Raw genomic sequence first — 15,934 nt, 5'->3', positions numbered from 1 at the left:
CGAGGCCACCCACCCTGGGGATGGCCCGACGTCGGGCGGGGGTACACCCTAGAACCCGAGCCGGCGCAGCTGCTTGGGGTCGCGCTGCCAGTCCTTGGCGACCTTGACGTGCAGGTCGAGGTACACGCGCGCGCCGAGCAGCGCCTCGATGCCCTTGCGGGCCTCTGTCCCGACATGGCGAAGGCGTGAGCCTCCGCGGCCGATGATGATCGCCTTCTGGCTGTCGCGCTCCACGAAGAGGTTGACGCGCACGTCCAGGAGCGGCGGCCGGCCGGTCTCCGGGTTGCCGGACCCCTCGCGCGGCACGATCTCGTCGACGACCACGGCCAGGCTGTGCGGCAGCTCGTCACGCACACCCTCCAGGGCCGCCTCACGGACGAGCTCGGCGACCATCACGGCCTCGGGCTCGTCGGTCAGCTCGCCACCGGGGTACAGCTCGGGGCCCGGCGGCAGGTGCTTGATCAGCACCTCCTCCAGGGTCTCGACCTGGAAGCCGTCCTTGGCCGAGACCGGCACGATGTCCTGCCACTCGCCGAGCTGGTCCACCGCGAGAAGGTGCTTCGTCAGGGTCTCCCGGTCCACCAGGTCGGCCTTGGTCACGACCGCGACGACCGGGGTCGGCCGCCGGCCCTTCATCAGGTCCGCGAGCTGGGCCGCGATGTACTTGTCCCCCGGGCCCACCTTCTGGTCCGCGGGGAGGCAGAACGCGATGACGTCGACCTGCGCGAGGGTCTCTCGGACCAGGTCGTTGAGCCGCTCGCCGAGGAGCGTGCGCGGACGGTGGAGCCCGGGCGTGTCGACGAGGATGAGCTGTGCGTCGGGCCGGTGCACGATGCCACGGATCGTGTGGCGGGTCGTCTGCGGCCGCCCGGACGTGATCGCGACCTTCTGCCCGACCAGGGCGTTCGTGAGCGTGGACTTGCCCGCGTTGGGCCGTCCGACGAAGCACGCGAAGCCTGCCTTGTGCTCTGCTGCTGCGTGGTCGTTCTGGGTCACCGGTGTGCTTCTCTCTCGTTCGACTCTCCCGCGCGACGCGGGGTGTCACTGGTCCGCCCGGCACGCTCCGCGCGCTCGGGGGGCTTCTGGTGGTCTCGGTGGCCGCGCTCGCGCGGGTCGGTGCGTTCGCTCATCTCGGTGCTCGACGACGCCGCCGGCTCGTCCCGGTCCTCACGGTCGGCGACGGCGGCGCACACGAGCACGGTCGAGAGCTGCTTGCGGCGCCCCTCGACCCGTTCACCCGTCATGTGCACGCCCTGAGCCTCGGCGGTCGACCCGGGCAGCGGGACCTTGCCGAGCGCCTTGGACAGCAGGCCCCCGACGGTGTCGACGTCGTCGTCCTCGATGTCGCGGCCGAAGAGCTCTCCGAGCTCGTCGAGGGGAAGGCGAGCGGGCACCCTGAAGGTCCCGTCCCCCAGGTCCTCGACCTCGGGACCGGTCCGGTCGTGCTCGTCGGTCAGCTCCCCGACGATCTCCTCGAGCGCGTCCTCGATCGTCACGAGACCCGCGACTCCCCCGTACTCGTCGACCACCATCGCGATGTGCGACGCCGAGGCCTGCATCTCGCGCAGGAGGTCGTCGACCGGCTTCGACTCGGGCACGAAGATCGCCGGACGGGCGACGTCCTCGACGCGTCGCGACGCCGCGTCCGGCGAGGCGTGCACGACCTTGACGACGTCCTTGAAGTAGACGACGCCCACGAGGTCGTCGACCGACGTCCCCGTGACCGGCAGCCGCGAGAACCCCGATCGCAGGAACAGGGCGAGCGCCTTCGACAGGGGCGTCGACGCGGGGGTCGTGATCATGTCGGTGCGCGGCACCATGACCTCGCGCGTGAGGGTGTCGCCGAGCTCGAAGACGGAGCGGATCATCTCGCGCTCCTCCTCCTCGATGATCTCGGACTCGTTGACGCGATCGACCATGTCCCGCAGCTCGCGCTCGTACGGCCCGTCGGCCTCGTCCCGCGAGGCCGAGGCCCGTACCAGCCAGCCCGTCAGGGCGACCGCCGGCTTCAGGACTCCCGACAGGGCCACGAGCACCCGCACCGGGTGCTGACGCCCCAGGGCACGCGGCGCGACCCGCGCGAAGCCCAGCGCGACGAGGACCGAGAACAGCAGAGCTGCGAGCAGCGCCTGCCACCAGTCGTCGAGCCACGCCAGGACGAGCAGCGTCACGCAGGCGGCCGCCAGCATCTCGGCGACCACGCGCACGAACGCGAGCGACGCCGCGGTGCGGGGAGGGTCCTCGGTCAGCGCCTGGACCCGTCGCACCCGGGCCACGCGCGGCGGGAGCGGGCCGGCCGCCCCACCGCCGTGCGCGCCGGACGCGGCTCCCTCGACCTCTGCGGCCACCTCGCCCACCGCCGCACGCGTGACACGCATGACCGCCGCCTCGCCCGCACCGAGCGCCCCCGCGAGGACGACCGCGACGACCGCGAGGACCAGCAGCAGCGCGACGGGGACCTCGGTCATCGGCTGGCGAGGAAGGTCAGGAGCAGCTTGCGCTGCAGCGCGAACATCTCCTTCTCCTCCTCGGGCTCGGCGTGGTCGTAGCCGAGCAGGTGGAGGATGCCGTGCGTCGTGAGCAGGAGCATCTCCTCGGCCGTCGAGTGGCCGGCCGTGACCGCCTGCTGCGCGGCGACCTCGGGGCACAGCACGATGTCGCCCAGCTCGCCCGCGGGCGTCACGTCCCCGTCGCGCCCGGGACGCAGCTCGTCCATGGGGAACGACAGGACGTCCGTGGGTCCGGGCTCGTCCATCCAGCGCACGTGCAGCTCTGCCATGACATCGGACTCGACGAACCGGATGCCGAGCTCGCTCTGGGGGTGGACGTGCATCGCGTCCAGGACGTAGCGCGCGAGGGCCGCGAACTCCGCCTCGTCGACCTCGTAGCCGGACTCGTTGTTGATCTCGACGCTCATCAGCGTGCCCCTTGCTCTCGTTGGTCTCGTGTGTCTCGTGGTCGCTCCCGGCGGGAGGCCCCGCCGCGCCCGGCACCGTGCGCGTGGCCTCCGCCGTCGCGCGCAGGTCGCGCGGTGCTCACGTCCCAGCGCGCGTACGCGTCGATGATGTCGCTCACGAGGCGGTGCCGCACGACGTCCGTGGAGGTCAGGCGGCAGAACTCGATGTCGTCGACGCCGGTCAGGACGTCCTCGATGACCCGCAGGCCCGACGGCGTCCCACCCGGCAGGTCGACCTGCGTCACGTCACCCGTGATGACCATCTTGGAACCGAAGCCGAGTCGGGTCAGGAACATCTTCATCTGCTCGGTCGAGGTGTTCTGCGCCTCGTCGAGGATGATGAACGCGTCGTTCAGCGTGCGGCCGCGCATGTACCCCAGCGGCGCGACCTCGATGGTCCCGGCCTCGATGAGCTTGGGGATCGACTCGGGGTCGATCATGTCGTGCAGCGCGTCGTACAGGGGACGCAGGTACGGGTCGATCTTCTCGGAGAGCGAGCCGGGCAGGAACCCGAGCCGCTCCCCTGCCTCGACGGCCGGGCGGGTCAGCACGATCCTGCTGACCTGCTTGGCCTGGAGCGCCTGGACGGCCTTGGCCATCGCGAGGTACGTCTTGCCCGTCCCGGCGGGGCCGATCCCGAACGTCACGGTGCTCGCGTCGATCGCGTCGACGTAGCGCTTCTGCCCGACCGTCTTGGGCCGGATCGTCCGGCCACGGCTCGAGAGGATGTTGAACGTCAGGACCTCGGCCGGGCGCGTCGCGGTCGCCGCGGTGAGCATCGCGACGGAGCGCGTCACGACGTCGGGCGTGAGGCGGGTGCCGGACTCGACGACCTCGACGAGCTCGTCGAGCAGCCGGGAGGCGAGCGCGACGTCGCCGACGGGGCCGGTCACCGCGATCTCGTTGCCGCGGGCGTGGACGTCGATCGTAGGGAACCCCGACTCGATGGCTCGCAGGACCACGTCACCGCTGCCGAGCAGGTCCACCATCGGCACGTGGGGCGGCACGACGACACGGTGCTCGACCCTGGTCCCGGAGGGGTGCGCGGCCGCCGGGCCGTTCGGTGTGGGTGGTGTCGAAGATGGCATGAGCCGGCTTGCGCCGCGGCACTCCTTCAGCAGGTCTGGTCGTTCGTGGTGCGTCCATGATATCGAGCGCGCCCGCCCGGGTCAGGGCGAATACCGGCCGCACCGGGCGGCCCGCAGGACCAGGCGGACGAGCGTGCGGCGGTCAGGCCGGGTTCCACCCCAGCGCGGTGCCGCCGATGACGTGCCCGTGGACGTGGAACACGCTCTGCCCTGCGCGCGGCCCGGAGTTGAAGATGAGCCTGAACTGTCCGTCGGCCTGCTCGCTCGCGACCTCGTCGGCCAGGGCCACGACCCCCGCGAGGAGGTCCGGGTCCGCGGCCGCGAGCTGCGCGATGTCGCCGTGGTGCGCACGGGGCACCACGAGCACGTGGAGCGGGGCCTGCGGGTTGATGTCCTTGAACGCCACGGCCTGGTCGGTGGTCGCCACGATCGTCGCGGGGATCTCTCCGGCGACGATCTTGCAGAACAGGCAGTCCGGGTCGGTCGGGCGCGAGGTGTCGTTGCTGGTCATGACGGCAGGCTACCCCCGGCTCGTCGGCTCGGCCCGGGAGGAGGGGCGTGCGCCGGCACCTGGTCCGGGGTCACCGCTCGTCGTCCGCCCCGCCCCACCGGCCGAGCCGCTGGACGAGCATCGCGATCGCGACCGGGCCCGCCGTCGAGGTCCGCAGCACGTGCGGGCCCAGGCGTGCGGTGCGTGCACCGGCACCGGTCAGTGCTTCGACCTCACGCTCGGAGATCCCGCCCTCCGGCCCGACGACGACGAGCACCTCGGGCGCTCGTCCCGCCGCGGCCGCGTCCTGCGACGCGGGGACGGGCAGGGCCACCTCGGCGAGCGGGACGACTGCCTCCTCGTGCAGCACGACCACGGCGCCGCCCGCATCGACGACCTGGCGCGTGCGCTCGACGAGCCCCCGCGTGTCGATCGCGAGGTCGACCCGGGGAAGGCGGGCACGCCGCGCCTGCTTGGTCGCGGCGCGCACGGTCGCGAGCCAGCGCGCGCGCGACTTGGCTGCGCGGTCGCCGCGCCACACCACGATCGAGCGCTCGGCCTGCCACGGGACCACGGCGTCTGCGCCGACCTCGGTCGCCGCCTCGATCGCCATCTCGTCGCGGTCACCCTTCGCGAGGGCCTGGACCAGCGTCACGACGACGTCGGGGGCCGGCTCCTCGACGACCTCACGGACGCGCAGGTGGACCCCGGAGGGCTCGACGCCTTCGATGGTGCAGCGCAGGCGCAGGCCCTCGCCGTCGACGACGTCGACCGCCTCCCCGACCCCGCGCCGCTGAACGACGCCCGCGTGGCGCCCCTCGGCGCCGTCGAGCACGTAGAGCGACCCCGCCGGGAAGCCCGCGAGACCGCCCGCGGCCCCGCCGTCCGACGAGCTGCTCGCGTCCGCGAGGAAGACCGGCGCGCTCACGCTCAGCGCCCCGAGAGCTTGTCGCGCAGGCGGGAGAACACTCCCGGGTGCGCGGCGGACAGGCGCGGGTCCGGGCGCTCCTCGCCACGAGCCTTCGCGAGCGAGCGCAGCAGCTCCTCCTGCTCCTCGTCGAGGCCCGTGGGGACCTGGACCTCGACGTGCACGTTGAGGTCGCCGCGGCCACCGGTGTGCAGGTGGCCGACGCCGAGGTTCTTGAGCGTGACGATCTGACCGGGCTGGGTCCCGGGGCGCAGGTCGATCTCCTGCGGGCCGTCGAGCGTCTCGAGCTCCAGCACCGTCCCGAGGGCCGCGGCCGTCATGGGCACCTGGAGCGTGCAGTGCAGGTCGTCGCCGCGGCGCACGAAGACCTCGTGGTTGCGCTCGCGGATCTCGACGTACAGGTCACCCGCGGGACCGCCGGCAGGACCGACCTCGCCCTGCGACGTGAGCTTGATGCGGGTACCCGTGTCGACGCCCGCGGGGACGTTGACGGTCAGGGTGCGGCGGCTGCGCACGCGACCCTCGCCTGCGCACTCGGCGCACGGCTCGGGGATCACGGTGCCGAAGCCCTGGCACGCGGCGCAGGGAGCGGTCGTCATGACCTGGCCGAGGAACGAACGCGCCACGCGCTGGACCGTGCCGCGGCCGTTGCACACGTCGCACGTGCGGGGCGACGTGCCGGGGCGGCAGCACGAGCCGGAGCACGTGCCGCAGATCACCGCGGTGTCGACCTGGAGCTCGCGGCGCGCCCCGAAGGTCGCTTCCGAGAGGTCGATGTCGAGACGCACCAGGGCGTCCTGGCCGCGGCGTGCGCGCGGGATGGGGCCCGACTGCGCCTGGCCTCCCCCGAAGAACGTCTCGAAGATGTCCTGGAAGCCGAAGCCTCCGCCCATGCCCCCTCCGGCGGCCGACGGGTCCGAGCCGAGGTCGTACTGCTGGCGCTTGTCCGGGCTGGACAGCACCTCGTAGGCGCGGGACACGTCCTTGAACTTGTCCTCGGCGGCTTCGCCCGCGACGTCAGGGTGCAGCTCACGGGCCAGCTTGCGGTAGGCCTTCTTGATCTGGTCCTGGCTCGCGTCCCGGGGCACGCCCAGGATCTCGTAGTAGTCGCTCACAGGTCACTCTCTACTCGCGCACGCCGATCCGGGGACCGGCGGCTTCCGACAACACCGTGCGGTGACGACCAGGGCCCGAGGACCCGTGCGGCACCCGCCGGCACAAGAACTGAACTCATGTGGTCAGGACGCGCGACAGGTAGCGCGCGACCGCGCGGACCGAGGCGATCGTCCCGGGGTAGTCCATACGGGTCGGTCCGATCGAGCCGATCAGCGCGACCGAGTCCCCCTCGTTACCGTATCCGCTCGTCACGACCGACGTTTCCACGAGGCCTTCGAGCTGCGTCTCGTGACCGATGCGCACGCTCACCCCGGACTCCGCGGCCATCTCGGTCAACAACCCGAGCAGCACGACTTGTTCCTCGAGCGCCTCGAGGACCGGTCGCAGCGCGTGCTCGAACCTCATGCCGACCCGGGCCAGGTTGGCGGTGCCGGCGAGCACGATGCGCTCCTCCGACTCCTCGGCCAGCGTCTCCTCGACGAGCAGCGCGAGGGAGCGCGCGAGGTCCTGGTGCTCGGGGCGGAACTCCTGCGCGACGTCCGCGAAGCCCTTGCCGAGCTCCGCGAGACGCTTGCCCGCCGCGACGGCGTTGAGCCGGGCCCGCACCTCCGCGAGCGTGGCCTCGTCCGGCGCCTGCGCGACCTCGAGGGTGCGCTGCTCGACGCGGCCCGTGTCCGTGATGATGACCACGAGCAGCCGCCGGTCGCCGACGGGCACGAGCTCGAGGTGCCGCAGGCCCGACCGACGCAGAGACGGGTACTGCACCACGGCGACCTGGCCCGTGAGCTGCGCGAGCAGACGCCCCGCGCGGGCCACGACGTCATCGAGGTCCACGGCCTCCGACAGGAACGTCTCGATCGCCCGCCGCTCGGGCGAGGACAGGGGCTTGACCGTCGAGAGCCTGTCCACGAACAGGCGGTAGCCCTTGTCCGTGGGGATGCGTCCGGCCGAGGTGTGGGGCTGGGCGATGTAGCCGTCCTCCTCGAGGGCGGCCATGTCGTTGCGGATCGTCGCCGGGGACACGCCCAGGCGGTGCCTCTCGGCCAGGACCCGTGAACCGACCGGCTCCCTCGTCAGGACGTAGTCCTCGACGATCGCACGGAGCACGTCGAGCCGTCGTTCCTCGCTCATGGCCACCTCCCGATCGTCGCGCGTTCTCGCACTCTCCACCGTCGAGTGCTAATTCTACGCGGTCGCCGGAGGCTCGGGGCGCGACGTGCACAGGGTCGTCACGGGGTCCTCCCGACGGCGGCGCTCACGCCGTGGACGCCACCTTGCCCTCGGGCGCGGCCTGCGCATGCCGTGCCCGCAGGTCCACGACCGCGACCACGAGCGAGACCGCGACCAGCGCGACCGTGATGAGCATCGCAGTGCTCGCCGCGACGGCTCCCGTCGATCCACCGGCCTTGAGCGAGTAGTACGTCGAGAGGACCACGGCGATGCCCATGGCCGACCCCACGCGCTGCCCGAGCTGGAGCATGCTGCCCGCGACGCCCGCGAGCTCGACCGGGACGCGGGCCAGGGTCAGGGTCTGGTTCGGGGAGATGACGGTCCCGCTGCCGATCCCCGTGACCATCATGGTCAGGGCGATGCCCCAGCCTGCGGCCGACGAGTCGTCCCCCGTGGCACGGATCGCGAGGATCACGCCGCCGAGCCCGACGAGCACCACCACGAGACCCGCGACGACGAGCGGACGGCCCCAGCGCGCGACCGCGCGGCCCGCGAGCCACGACGCCACGCCCGACGCGATCGCGAACGGCATCCCGATGAGCCCAGCGTGCAGCGGTGTGAACTGCAGGTCGTTCTGGAGGTACAGCGTCGCGACGAGGAAGATCCCCGTGAACCCCGCGAAGTACGTGACTCCGAGCAGCGTGCCGTTGCGGAACGACGTGAGCGACAGGACCCGCGGGTCCAGGACCGGGGCGCCCGTGGTGCGCTGGTAGCGACGCTCCCAGAACACCGCTGCGACGACCGCGGCCGCGCCGAGCGCGAGCCACCACCAGCGCCCGGGGTCGTCGTCCTGGCCCGACGTCGTGACGAACGGCAGCATGACCGCGACGGTCGCGACCGCGATGAGGACGAGGCCCACGGGGTCGAGCCTGCGCGGGCCGGGCCTGCGCACCGTCACGGGCAGGAACCTGACCGCCAGGGGCAGCACGACCGCGATGATCGGGACGTTGATCCCGAAGATCCACCGCCACCCGTTCTCCTCGCCCGCGACCTGGAGGATCACCCCGCCCAGGAGCGGCCCCAGCGCCGTCGACACGCCGATCGTCGCGCCGAACATGCCGAACGCCTTGCCACGCTCGTACCCGGAGAACATCTGCTGGATGAGGCCGATGACCTGCGGGTTGAGCATGCCCGCGCTGACGCCCTGCAGGAGCCGGGCGATCGCGAGCCACTGGTCGTTCGGCGCCAGACCCGCTGCGAGGCTCGTGAGGGCGAAGCCCACGAGGCCGACGATGAACAGCGTGCGGCGCCCGCCCGCGTCGCCCAGGCGACCGGCCGGGACGAGCGCGAGCCCGAACGCCAGGGTGTAGCCCGCGACGATGAGCTGCAGCTCGGTCGGGCCCGCGTCGAGCGCCCTGTCGATCGACGGGAGCGCGACGTTGACGATCGACACGTCGAGCATCGTGATGAACCCGACGGCGAGGCACAGCCCCAGGACGCGCCACCGCTGGGCGTCGGGCGCGGCGGGACCGGTCGAAGTGCTCACCGGCCAGTCGTACCACGGCACGTGCGTCGGCACCCGGCGAGCCTGGCCGGTGGCGGGCCCCGCCCCGGAGCGGTCCGTGACGACCTCGCGCGCCACCGCGCGCCCCTTCCGGGCGCGACGGCCACGAGCGCCTAGGGTGACGTCGGTGAGCTTCGATCGCTACGGTTCCGACGTCCTGTCCAGCGCGACCCCCGCCCCGGTCCCCCACCGCCGGCGACCGGTCTCCCGCCCGCAGCCCGCCGAGCGCGGCCTCGTCGTCGAGGACGTCGAGACCGGCTGGGTCGGCGCCGTGGTCCGGGTCGAGAAGTCCGGCGGTATGCACGTCGTCGTCCTCGAGGACCGTGACCGCCGCACGCGCACCTTCCCGCTCGGCCCGGGCTTCTGGGTCGACGGCGAGCCGGTCGAGCTGACCGCCCCCGTGACGTCGACAGCGCCCGTCGCCCCGACGCGCACCGCGTCGGGCTCGCGCGCGGTCGCGAACGTCCGGGCACGCGTCGCGCGCGGCAGCCGCATCTGGGTCGAGGGCAAGCACGACGCCGAGCTCGTCGAGAAGGTGTGGGGTGACGACCTGCGCATCGAGGGGGTCGTCGTCGAGCTGCTCGAGGGCGTCGACAACCTCAGCGAGGCCCTCAAGGACTTCGGCCCGACGGCGGAGCGCAAGGTGGGCGTCCTGGTGGACCACCTGGTCCCCGGCAGCAAGGAGACGCGCCTGGTCGCGGAGGCCCTGCGCGGCGTGCGCCCCGGCACGGTCATGGTGCTGGGGCACCCCTACGTCGACGTGTGGCAAGCCGTGCGGCCCGAGCGCGTGGGTCTCGACGCGTGGCCCGTGATCGAGCGGGGCACCGAGTGGAAGCGTGGCATCCTGCGCGAGCTCGGGTGGCCGGCGAGCGAGCAGGCAGACGTCGCCCGCGGCTGGCAGCGCATCCTCGGGACCGTGCGCACCTACGCCGACCTCGAGCCGTCGCTGCTCGGGCGCGTCGAGGAGCTCATCGACTTCGTGACCGCCGACTGAGGGTCCGCCCCCCGGTGACGCGCTGAGAGGCCCCGCGGTGACGCGCCGAGAGGGGGCGTTCCAGGTCTGCCTGGGACGTCCCCTCTCGACGTGCCGTGGTCCGGGCTACTTCACGATCTTCACGTCGATCGGGTAGCTCGCCGGACGGCCGTTGCTGACGGCCTGGAACGCGATGATGCCGAGCACGAGCGACGCCACCCAGACACCGAAGACCACCAGCCCCGACAGGAAGCCCGGGAGCACCCAGCTCGCGGCGAGCAGGACGAGGGCCACGGGGATCTGGAAGTTGAGCGCCTTCTTCGCCTCGACGTCCACGACGTGACTGCGTTCGCGGAAGACGAGCCAGATCACGAGCGGAGCGAGGAACCCGAGGATCCCACCCAGGAGGTGGGACAGGCTCGCCCAGGTCTTGGTGTCGGCGGGCGACAGCGGGGCGGCGGGACCACCCTGGTGGCCCTGGTGGCCCTGGTAGCCCGGCGGCGGGTACTGGCCCTGGGGCGCGTGCTGCCCCTGCTGCCCTGCAGGAGGGCCGTACGGAGCCTGCTGACCTGCCCACCCCTGCTGACCGGGCTGGCCGCCCGGCGTGCCGTGCTGATCCGTCGGGGGCACGTACTGCCCGTAGTCAGGGACCTGGTCGGAAGGGTTCTGGCTGCTCATCGGGGCCTCTCTACGGACGGACCGGACCGATCAGGACGGACCGGGCGCTCCACGCTAGCGGGTCCGGCACGCCCGCGGCCACCGCGTCCGTGCCCCGACCGGGCGGTTCACCCGGCGCGCACCCGGCGCGCACCCGTCACGTTCCCCGGCACGGTCCCGTGGACGCACGGCGACGGGCCGTCCCGCACACCCGGGGTGGGGGTGCGGAACAGCCCGTCGCCGGGAGAGGTGCGGAGATCAGACGGGCTGCTCGTCCACCAGACGGCGGTACGCGTACGCGACCGCGATGTAGGACAGCGGGATCGTGACCAGCAGGCCGACGAAGCAGACCAGGAAGCCCAGGATGTTGATCCCGAAAAGCGCCAGGAGCAGCAGGAAGACCGACCCGAAGTTCTTCGCGACGAGCGACCAGCTCGACTTGATCGCGGTGATCGCGTCCTGCTCCTTGTCGAGGGTGAAGTAGTAGACGAAGGCCGAGAAGATCATGACCGCGATGCCGGGCAGGACGCACAGGATCACACCGACGATCGTCATGACGGCCACGAGGAACGCGGCCAGCAGGACGTTGCCCACGTTGGTGATCCGGAAGAACGCCGAGACGTCGGGCTTGCGCCCCTGCGTCTCGTCGAGAGCACCCCGGGAGTAGAACGCGGCGATCAGATAGCTGATGATCACGCCGACGATCGTCAGCAGGATGCTGACGAAGCTCAGCCCGAGCGCCTCGGCCATGTCGGTGTCCGAGAACCCGTCGGTGCGGTAGTCCGTGAAGTTGTCGAAGCCGCCGGAGATCCAGCTGAAGATCGCGTTGACCACCAGGAAGATCAGGGCCGCGAGGATCCACGGCCCCGGGTTGGCCCAGAACTTCTTCCACCCGAAGCCGATCGCGTCACCCACCGAGAACGCCGGGGCGCCCGCGTACGCCGGCTGGCCGGGCGGCGGGTAGGCCCCGGCGGGCGGCGGGTACGGAGGCTGCTGCCCACCTGAAGGAGCACCGTAGGCCTGCGCAACCGGCGGTGGGGTCGGTGCGCCGTACGGGGGCGCGCCCGGGGGCGTCGGCTGGGCGGGCGGTGTCGGCTGGGCGGGCGGTGTCGGCTGAGCCGGGGGCTGCGTGGGCGGGGTGACCGGCGGCTCGCTCGGCGGCACCGGCTCGGAGGGCGGCTGCGCGGCGCCACCGGGGTCCGGCGTGCTCGCAGCGGGGTTCTGCGGGGTCGGCTCGTTCTCTTCCGGCGGCGGCCCGCCTGCGGTGTTGTCGCTCATCGTGATCCCTCGGGTCGTCGGGGTGCGGCAAGCCACACTGTGAACGGACTGTGACGATCGAACATTTCACAGATCACCCTCCACGATGGGGCGTACGGGCCCTTCCTGCCACAGGAAGCACGGCACGCACGGCGCCCCCTCAGGCAGACACCGTCGAGGCGTCAGGGACCGCGGAGCGCGACTGCCTGCGCGAGACCACCCGAGACGACCCCTGCGTAGAGCGACGTCCCCTCGGAGGTGGGGTGCACGCCGTCGGGCCCGAGCAGCGCGGGCTGGGCCGAGATCGCACCGCTCCAGTCCGCGACCACGACGTTCCCGGAGCGCTGGGACGCGCCGACCAGCTCCGCGTTCGTGACCGGCACCCACGACCGGTCGGCATACCCCGTGACGAGCACGACCGAGTGGTCGGGACCTATCGCGGCGAGGACCCTGTCCATCATCGCGGCATCGACCGTGCTGTTCGTGCCGAGCGAGAGCACGACGTAGGGCCGGAGGTTCCCGTTCGCGCGGACAGCATCGACGAGGTCGACGGCGTCCTTCATCTGCCGGGCCACCGCACCGTCGATCAGCACGCCCGGAAGCGTCGCGGTCAGCGCGGGCGCGCTCGCGAGCGTGACCGAGTCCCCGATGATCGTGACCTGGTCGCCGGGTGGAGGTGTCGGGGCAACGGCGGGGGTCTCCGGCGCGGGCTCCGCGGGCACGGGCGCCGCGTCGGGAGCCGGTGCCGCGGGCGCTCCACCGCCGGGCTGCTGAGTCAGCGCGGCGGCCTCCGCGCCCGCGCGGATCTGCGCCTCGACCGAGGACATCGCCGGGGCGCGCACGAAGCCCGTGACCGCGAGCCCGACGACCACCACGACCCCGCCGACCGTGAGCCACCCGCGGACCGGCAAGGGGTTGCGGCCCGACGCCCCCCGGCGGAGCCACGCCACGACGGTCCGCACGTACCCCCCGAGACCTCGCCCCATGACGGGACGCTCGACGTACCGGTACGACAGCGCTGCCGCACCGACCGTCACGACCGTCGCGGCGAGCGCGACCCACGGGCCGGGGCTCGCGTGCAGCCCGCCGCCTCCGGCGAGCGCTGCGGCCAGGACGAAGACGGGCCAGTGCCACAGGTACAGACCGTACGAGCGCGCGCCGACCCAGCCCACCGGCCCCCGGTCCAGCTGCTTGCCGAGGCCCGGTGCGTGCAGCACGAGGTTGACGACCCCGGCCGTCGCGAGCGACACACCGAACAGGCCACCGCGGTAGGTGAGGTCGTCGTCCCACGGCATCCAGAACATCGCGACCGCGAGGACGACCGCGCCCACGATCCCCGCCCCCACGACGAGCACCGCGCCCCTGCGCGTCGTCGTCCGAGGAGACTCCCGCACCAGGGTCGGACGCCCCGTGCGCAGGTGCCAGAACGCCAGGAAGGCACCGATCATGAGACCGAACAGGTGGGTGTCGGTGCCGAAGTAGACCCGGGTCGGGTCCGTGCCGGGCGAGTAGAGGACAGCCATCGCGACCGCGGAGACCACGGCGAGCACCCCCGCCAGGACCAGCGCCCTGCGCCGGGTGATCCGCAGCGCGAGCACCCCGACGACGACGAGCGGCCACACCAGGTAGAACTGCTCCTCGACGGCGAGCGACCACAGGTTCGCGAAGATCTGGGGCGCCAGCCCCCCGGAGTACGTGCTGCCCTGGGCGATGTAGACCCAGTTGCTCGTGAACGTGGCAGCCCCGGCCACCTGTGCACCGATCCCCACCAGCAGGTCGCCGCCGACCAGGCCTGCGGCGGCCGTGCCCACGAGCACGACCAGCCCCAGCGCGGGCAGGAGCCTGCGGGCTCGTCGGACCCAGAACCGGGACAGGGACACGGCCCGCCGCGCCCGGAACTCGCGGACCAGGAGCGTCGTGATGAGGAACCCGGAGAGCACGAAGAAGATGTCGACGCCCACGTACCCGCCGGGGAGGACCTGCGGGGCGAAGTGGAAGACCATGACCGAGAGCACGGCCAGCGCGCGCAGCCCGTCGAGCCCGGCGATTCGCCGGTACCGGACCGTGGGACGCACGGGCCGCGACGGACGTTGCCCACCGGGAACCGCGGGGCTCTCCGGCGGGGGCCCGACGAGGGACCTGTCGGGCGAGTCCAGGTCGAGGTCAGCAGGTCGCAGCCGCTGCCACACGTCGATGTGCGCGGTCGACGTCCTGGCCGCTCCGGCATCTGCCCGAGCCGACTGTCCTACCGTCGTCACCCGTCAGTCAGCTCCCGTACCACCGTGTCCGCCAGCAGCCGTCCCCGCAGGGTCAGCACCCCGCGCCCCCGGATCGCCGCTCTTCCGTCGAGGAGGCCCGCCGCGACCATGCCGGCCACGTTGCGCCGACCCACCTCGGTAAGGACGCTCAGGTCCAGTCCCTCACGCAGCCGCACACCGAGCATCACGCGCTCGAGGTGAGCCTCCGAGACGGTCAGGAGCTCTCGTCCGGCCGCCGGGCTGCTGCCCGCCTCGAGCAACGCCGCGTAGCGCCGCGGGTGCTTCACGTTCCACCATCGCACGCCCTCGCGGCCGCCCGGCGCAGGCGCGGCCGCGTCGTCGGACGCGACGTCCGGAGCGTCGCCCACCGTGTCGGAGACGTCGGAGGATTCCTCCGGATCGCCTGTACGGTTCGAGGCCCCTCCGATGTACGAGTGCGCCCCGGGGCCGATCCCCCACCAGTCCTCGCCACGCCAGTACGCCAGGTTGTGACGGCACACGAACGCCGGGTCCGGCACGGCGTCGCCCGGTGCCGAGCCGTCGCCGGACCGCGCCCGCCGCGCCCAGTTGCTCACCTCGTACCACTCGAGCCCAGCCGCGGTGAGCAGCTCGTCCGCGAGCTCGTACTTCTCGGCCTGATCGTCCTCGCTCGGCAGCGCGAGATCCCCGCGACGCACCTGCGCGGCCATCTTGGTCCCCTGCTCCACGACGAGCGCGTACGCCGACACATGGTCGACCCCCGTCTCGAGCGCGGCTTCGACGCTCGTCCGCCAGTCGTCCAGGCTCTCGCCCGGCGTCCCGTAGATGAGGTCGAGCGAGACCGCGAGCCCCGCCTCACGCGCCCAGCGCACCACGTCGGGGATGCGTCGCGGGTCGTGCGTCCGCTCGAGCGTCGCGAGCACGCGCGGCACCGCCGACTGCATCCCGAACGAGACGCGCGTGAAGCCCGCCGCCGCGAGCTCGGCGAGCGACTCCGGGGTCACCGAGTCGGGATTCGCCTCGGTCGTGACCTCGGCGCCCGGGGCGAGGCCCCACGCGTCACGCACACCCGCGAGCATGCGGCCCAGGTCGCCCGCCGGCAGCAGCGTCGGGGTGCCGCCACCCACGAACACGGTCGAGACCGGGCGCGAGGCCAACCCGGCACGCTCCATGACCCGCGCCGCGAGGTCGATCTCCCGCAGCGCAGTGTCCGCGTAGGACGCCTGGCTCGCGCCACCGCCCAGCTCGGAGGCCGTGTACGTGTTGAAGTCGCAGTAGCCGCATCGCACCGTGCAGAACGGCACGTGCAGGTACACGCCGAAGTCACGACCCGCGTGGTCGTCCGACCCCGCCCCGGTCGGACCCGCACCCACCCACGCGGGGAGAGCGCCGTCGTCGGGCACGGGGATGCCGTCCGGGAGAGCCGGGCTCATGCCCGCCCCCCGGACGCCGCGGAGCGCGCAGCCCCCAGCACATCGAGGACCACGCGCTCACGAGA

14 protein-coding genes are annotated in these 15,934 nt (G+C 72.6%); 1 reads left to right on the top strand and 13 read right to left on the bottom strand.

All coding sequences use genetic code 11. From position 1 onward, the window contains the following. Positions 1-48: 48 nt before the first annotated feature. The 9 genes from era to IE95_RS0110815 all read right to left on the bottom strand — a co-directional run bounded on the left by era (position 49) and on the right by IE95_RS0110815 (position 9,294). Positions 49-996: a GTPase Era gene (gene era, locus IE95_RS0110855; RefSeq protein WP_030151651.1), complete on the bottom strand. Its 948-nt coding sequence runs from the start codon at positions 994-996 to the stop codon at positions 49-51. After that, entirely contained in the window at positions 993-2,468 is a 1,476-nt protein-coding gene (locus tag IE95_RS0110850; RefSeq protein WP_084690125.1) for a hemolysin family protein, read from the bottom strand. The genes era and IE95_RS0110850 overlap by 4 nt, the downstream gene beginning before the upstream one ends. Continuing rightward, on the bottom strand, positions 2,465-2,917 hold the full coding sequence (ybeY, locus tag IE95_RS0110845; RefSeq protein WP_030151649.1) for an rRNA maturation RNase YbeY: 453 nt from the start codon (positions 2,915-2,917) through the stop codon (positions 2,465-2,467). The genes IE95_RS0110850 and ybeY overlap by 4 nt, the downstream gene beginning before the upstream one ends. After that, positions 2,917-4,044, bottom strand: a complete 1,128-nt coding sequence (locus IE95_RS0110840) for a PhoH family protein (RefSeq protein WP_051703000.1) — start codon at positions 4,042-4,044, stop codon at positions 2,917-2,919. Before IE95_RS0110840 ends, ybeY begins: the two co-directional genes overlap by 1 nt. Before the next feature lie 142 nt (positions 4,045-4,186). Next, positions 4,187-4,555: a histidine triad nucleotide-binding protein gene (locus tag IE95_RS0110835; protein ID WP_030151647.1), complete on the bottom strand. Its 369-nt coding sequence runs from the start codon at positions 4,553-4,555 to the stop codon at positions 4,187-4,189. A gap of 70 nt (positions 4,556-4,625) precedes the next feature. Continuing rightward, entirely contained in the window at positions 4,626-5,462 is an 837-nt protein-coding gene (locus IE95_RS0110830; RefSeq protein WP_030151646.1) for a 16S rRNA (uracil(1498)-N(3))-methyltransferase, read from the bottom strand. A gap of 2 nt (positions 5,463-5,464) precedes the next feature. Next, positions 5,465-6,577 (bottom strand): molecular chaperone DnaJ, encoded by a 1,113-nt coding sequence (dnaJ, locus tag IE95_RS0110825; RefSeq protein WP_030151645.1) that lies wholly within the window; start codon positions 6,575-6,577, stop codon positions 5,465-5,467. Between the two features lie 115 nt (positions 6,578-6,692). After that, positions 6,693-7,709 (bottom strand): heat-inducible transcriptional repressor HrcA, encoded by a 1,017-nt coding sequence (hrcA, locus tag IE95_RS0110820; RefSeq protein ID WP_030151644.1) that lies wholly within the window; start codon positions 7,707-7,709, stop codon positions 6,693-6,695. Between the two features lie 124 nt (positions 7,710-7,833). Then, entirely contained in the window at positions 7,834-9,294 is a 1,461-nt protein-coding gene (locus tag IE95_RS0110815) for an MFS transporter (RefSeq protein ID WP_129429473.1), read from the bottom strand. Positions 9,295-9,439: 145 nt separating this feature from the next. Here IE95_RS0110815 and IE95_RS0110810 point away from each other — a divergent pair, with 145 nt between their 5' ends. Further along, entirely contained in the window at positions 9,440-10,306 is an 867-nt protein-coding gene (locus tag IE95_RS0110810; protein WP_030151642.1) for a DUF3097 domain-containing protein, read from the top strand. Between the two features lie 105 nt (positions 10,307-10,411). Here IE95_RS0110810 and IE95_RS19615 read toward each other — a convergent pair whose 3' ends face one another. The 4 genes from IE95_RS19615 to hemW form a co-directional block, all read right to left on the bottom strand. Next, positions 10,412-10,963, bottom strand: coding sequence for a DUF4870 domain-containing protein (locus tag IE95_RS19615; protein WP_051702999.1), 552 nt, complete (start codon positions 10,961-10,963; stop codon positions 10,412-10,414). Between the two features lie 237 nt (positions 10,964-11,200). Next, positions 11,201-12,220 (bottom strand): DUF2189 domain-containing protein, encoded by a 1,020-nt coding sequence (locus IE95_RS0110800; protein WP_030151640.1) that lies wholly within the window; start codon positions 12,218-12,220, stop codon positions 11,201-11,203. Between the two features lie 161 nt (positions 12,221-12,381). After that, complete coding sequence (locus tag IE95_RS0110795) at positions 12,382-14,274, bottom strand: acyltransferase family protein (protein ID WP_051702998.1); 1,893 nt, start codon at positions 14,272-14,274, stop codon at positions 12,382-12,384. A 179-nt stretch (positions 14,275-14,453) separates the two neighbouring features. Then, complete coding sequence (gene hemW, locus IE95_RS18910; protein ID WP_036571809.1) at positions 14,454-15,869, bottom strand: radical SAM family heme chaperone HemW; 1,416 nt, start codon at positions 15,867-15,869, stop codon at positions 14,454-14,456. Between the last annotated feature and the right edge of the window lie 65 nt (positions 15,870-15,934).

This window comes from Oerskovia turbata (genome assembly GCF_000718325.1).
GTDB classification, from domain to species: domain Bacteria; phylum Actinomycetota; class Actinomycetes; order Actinomycetales; family Cellulomonadaceae; genus Oerskovia; species Oerskovia turbata.
The sequence above is the reverse complement of the archived record's forward strand: the minus strand, read 5'-3'. Positions and strand labels throughout refer to the sequence as shown.

Excerpts from the sequence above, each read along its gene's own strand:
- IE95_RS0110850 (WP_084690125.1), bottom strand. The coding sequence starts at position 2,468 with ATGACCGAGGTCCCCGTCGCGCTGCTGCTGGTCCTCGCGGTCGTCGCG.
- ybeY (WP_030151649.1), bottom strand. The coding sequence starts at position 2,917 with ATGAGCGTCGAGATCAACAACGAGTCCGGCTACGAGGTCGACGAGGCG.
- IE95_RS0110840 (WP_051703000.1), bottom strand. The coding sequence starts at position 4,044 with ATGCCATCTTCGACACCACCCACACCGAACGGCCCGGCGGCCGCGCAC.
- IE95_RS0110835 (WP_030151647.1), bottom strand. The coding sequence starts at position 4,555 with ATGACCAGCAACGACACCTCGCGCCCGACCGACCCGGACTGCCTGTTC.
- hrcA (WP_030151644.1), bottom strand. The coding sequence starts at position 7,709 with ATGAGCGAGGAACGACGGCTCGACGTGCTCCGTGCGATCGTCGAGGAC.
- IE95_RS19615 (WP_051702999.1), bottom strand. The coding sequence starts at position 10,963 with ATGAGCAGCCAGAACCCTTCCGACCAGGTCCCTGACTACGGGCAGTAC.
- IE95_RS0110800 (WP_030151640.1), bottom strand. The coding sequence starts at position 12,220 with ATGAGCGACAACACCGCAGGCGGGCCGCCGCCGGAAGAGAACGAGCCG.
- hemW (WP_036571809.1), bottom strand. The coding sequence starts at position 15,869 with ATGAGCCCGGCTCTCCCGGACGGCATCCCCGTGCCCGACGACGGCGCT.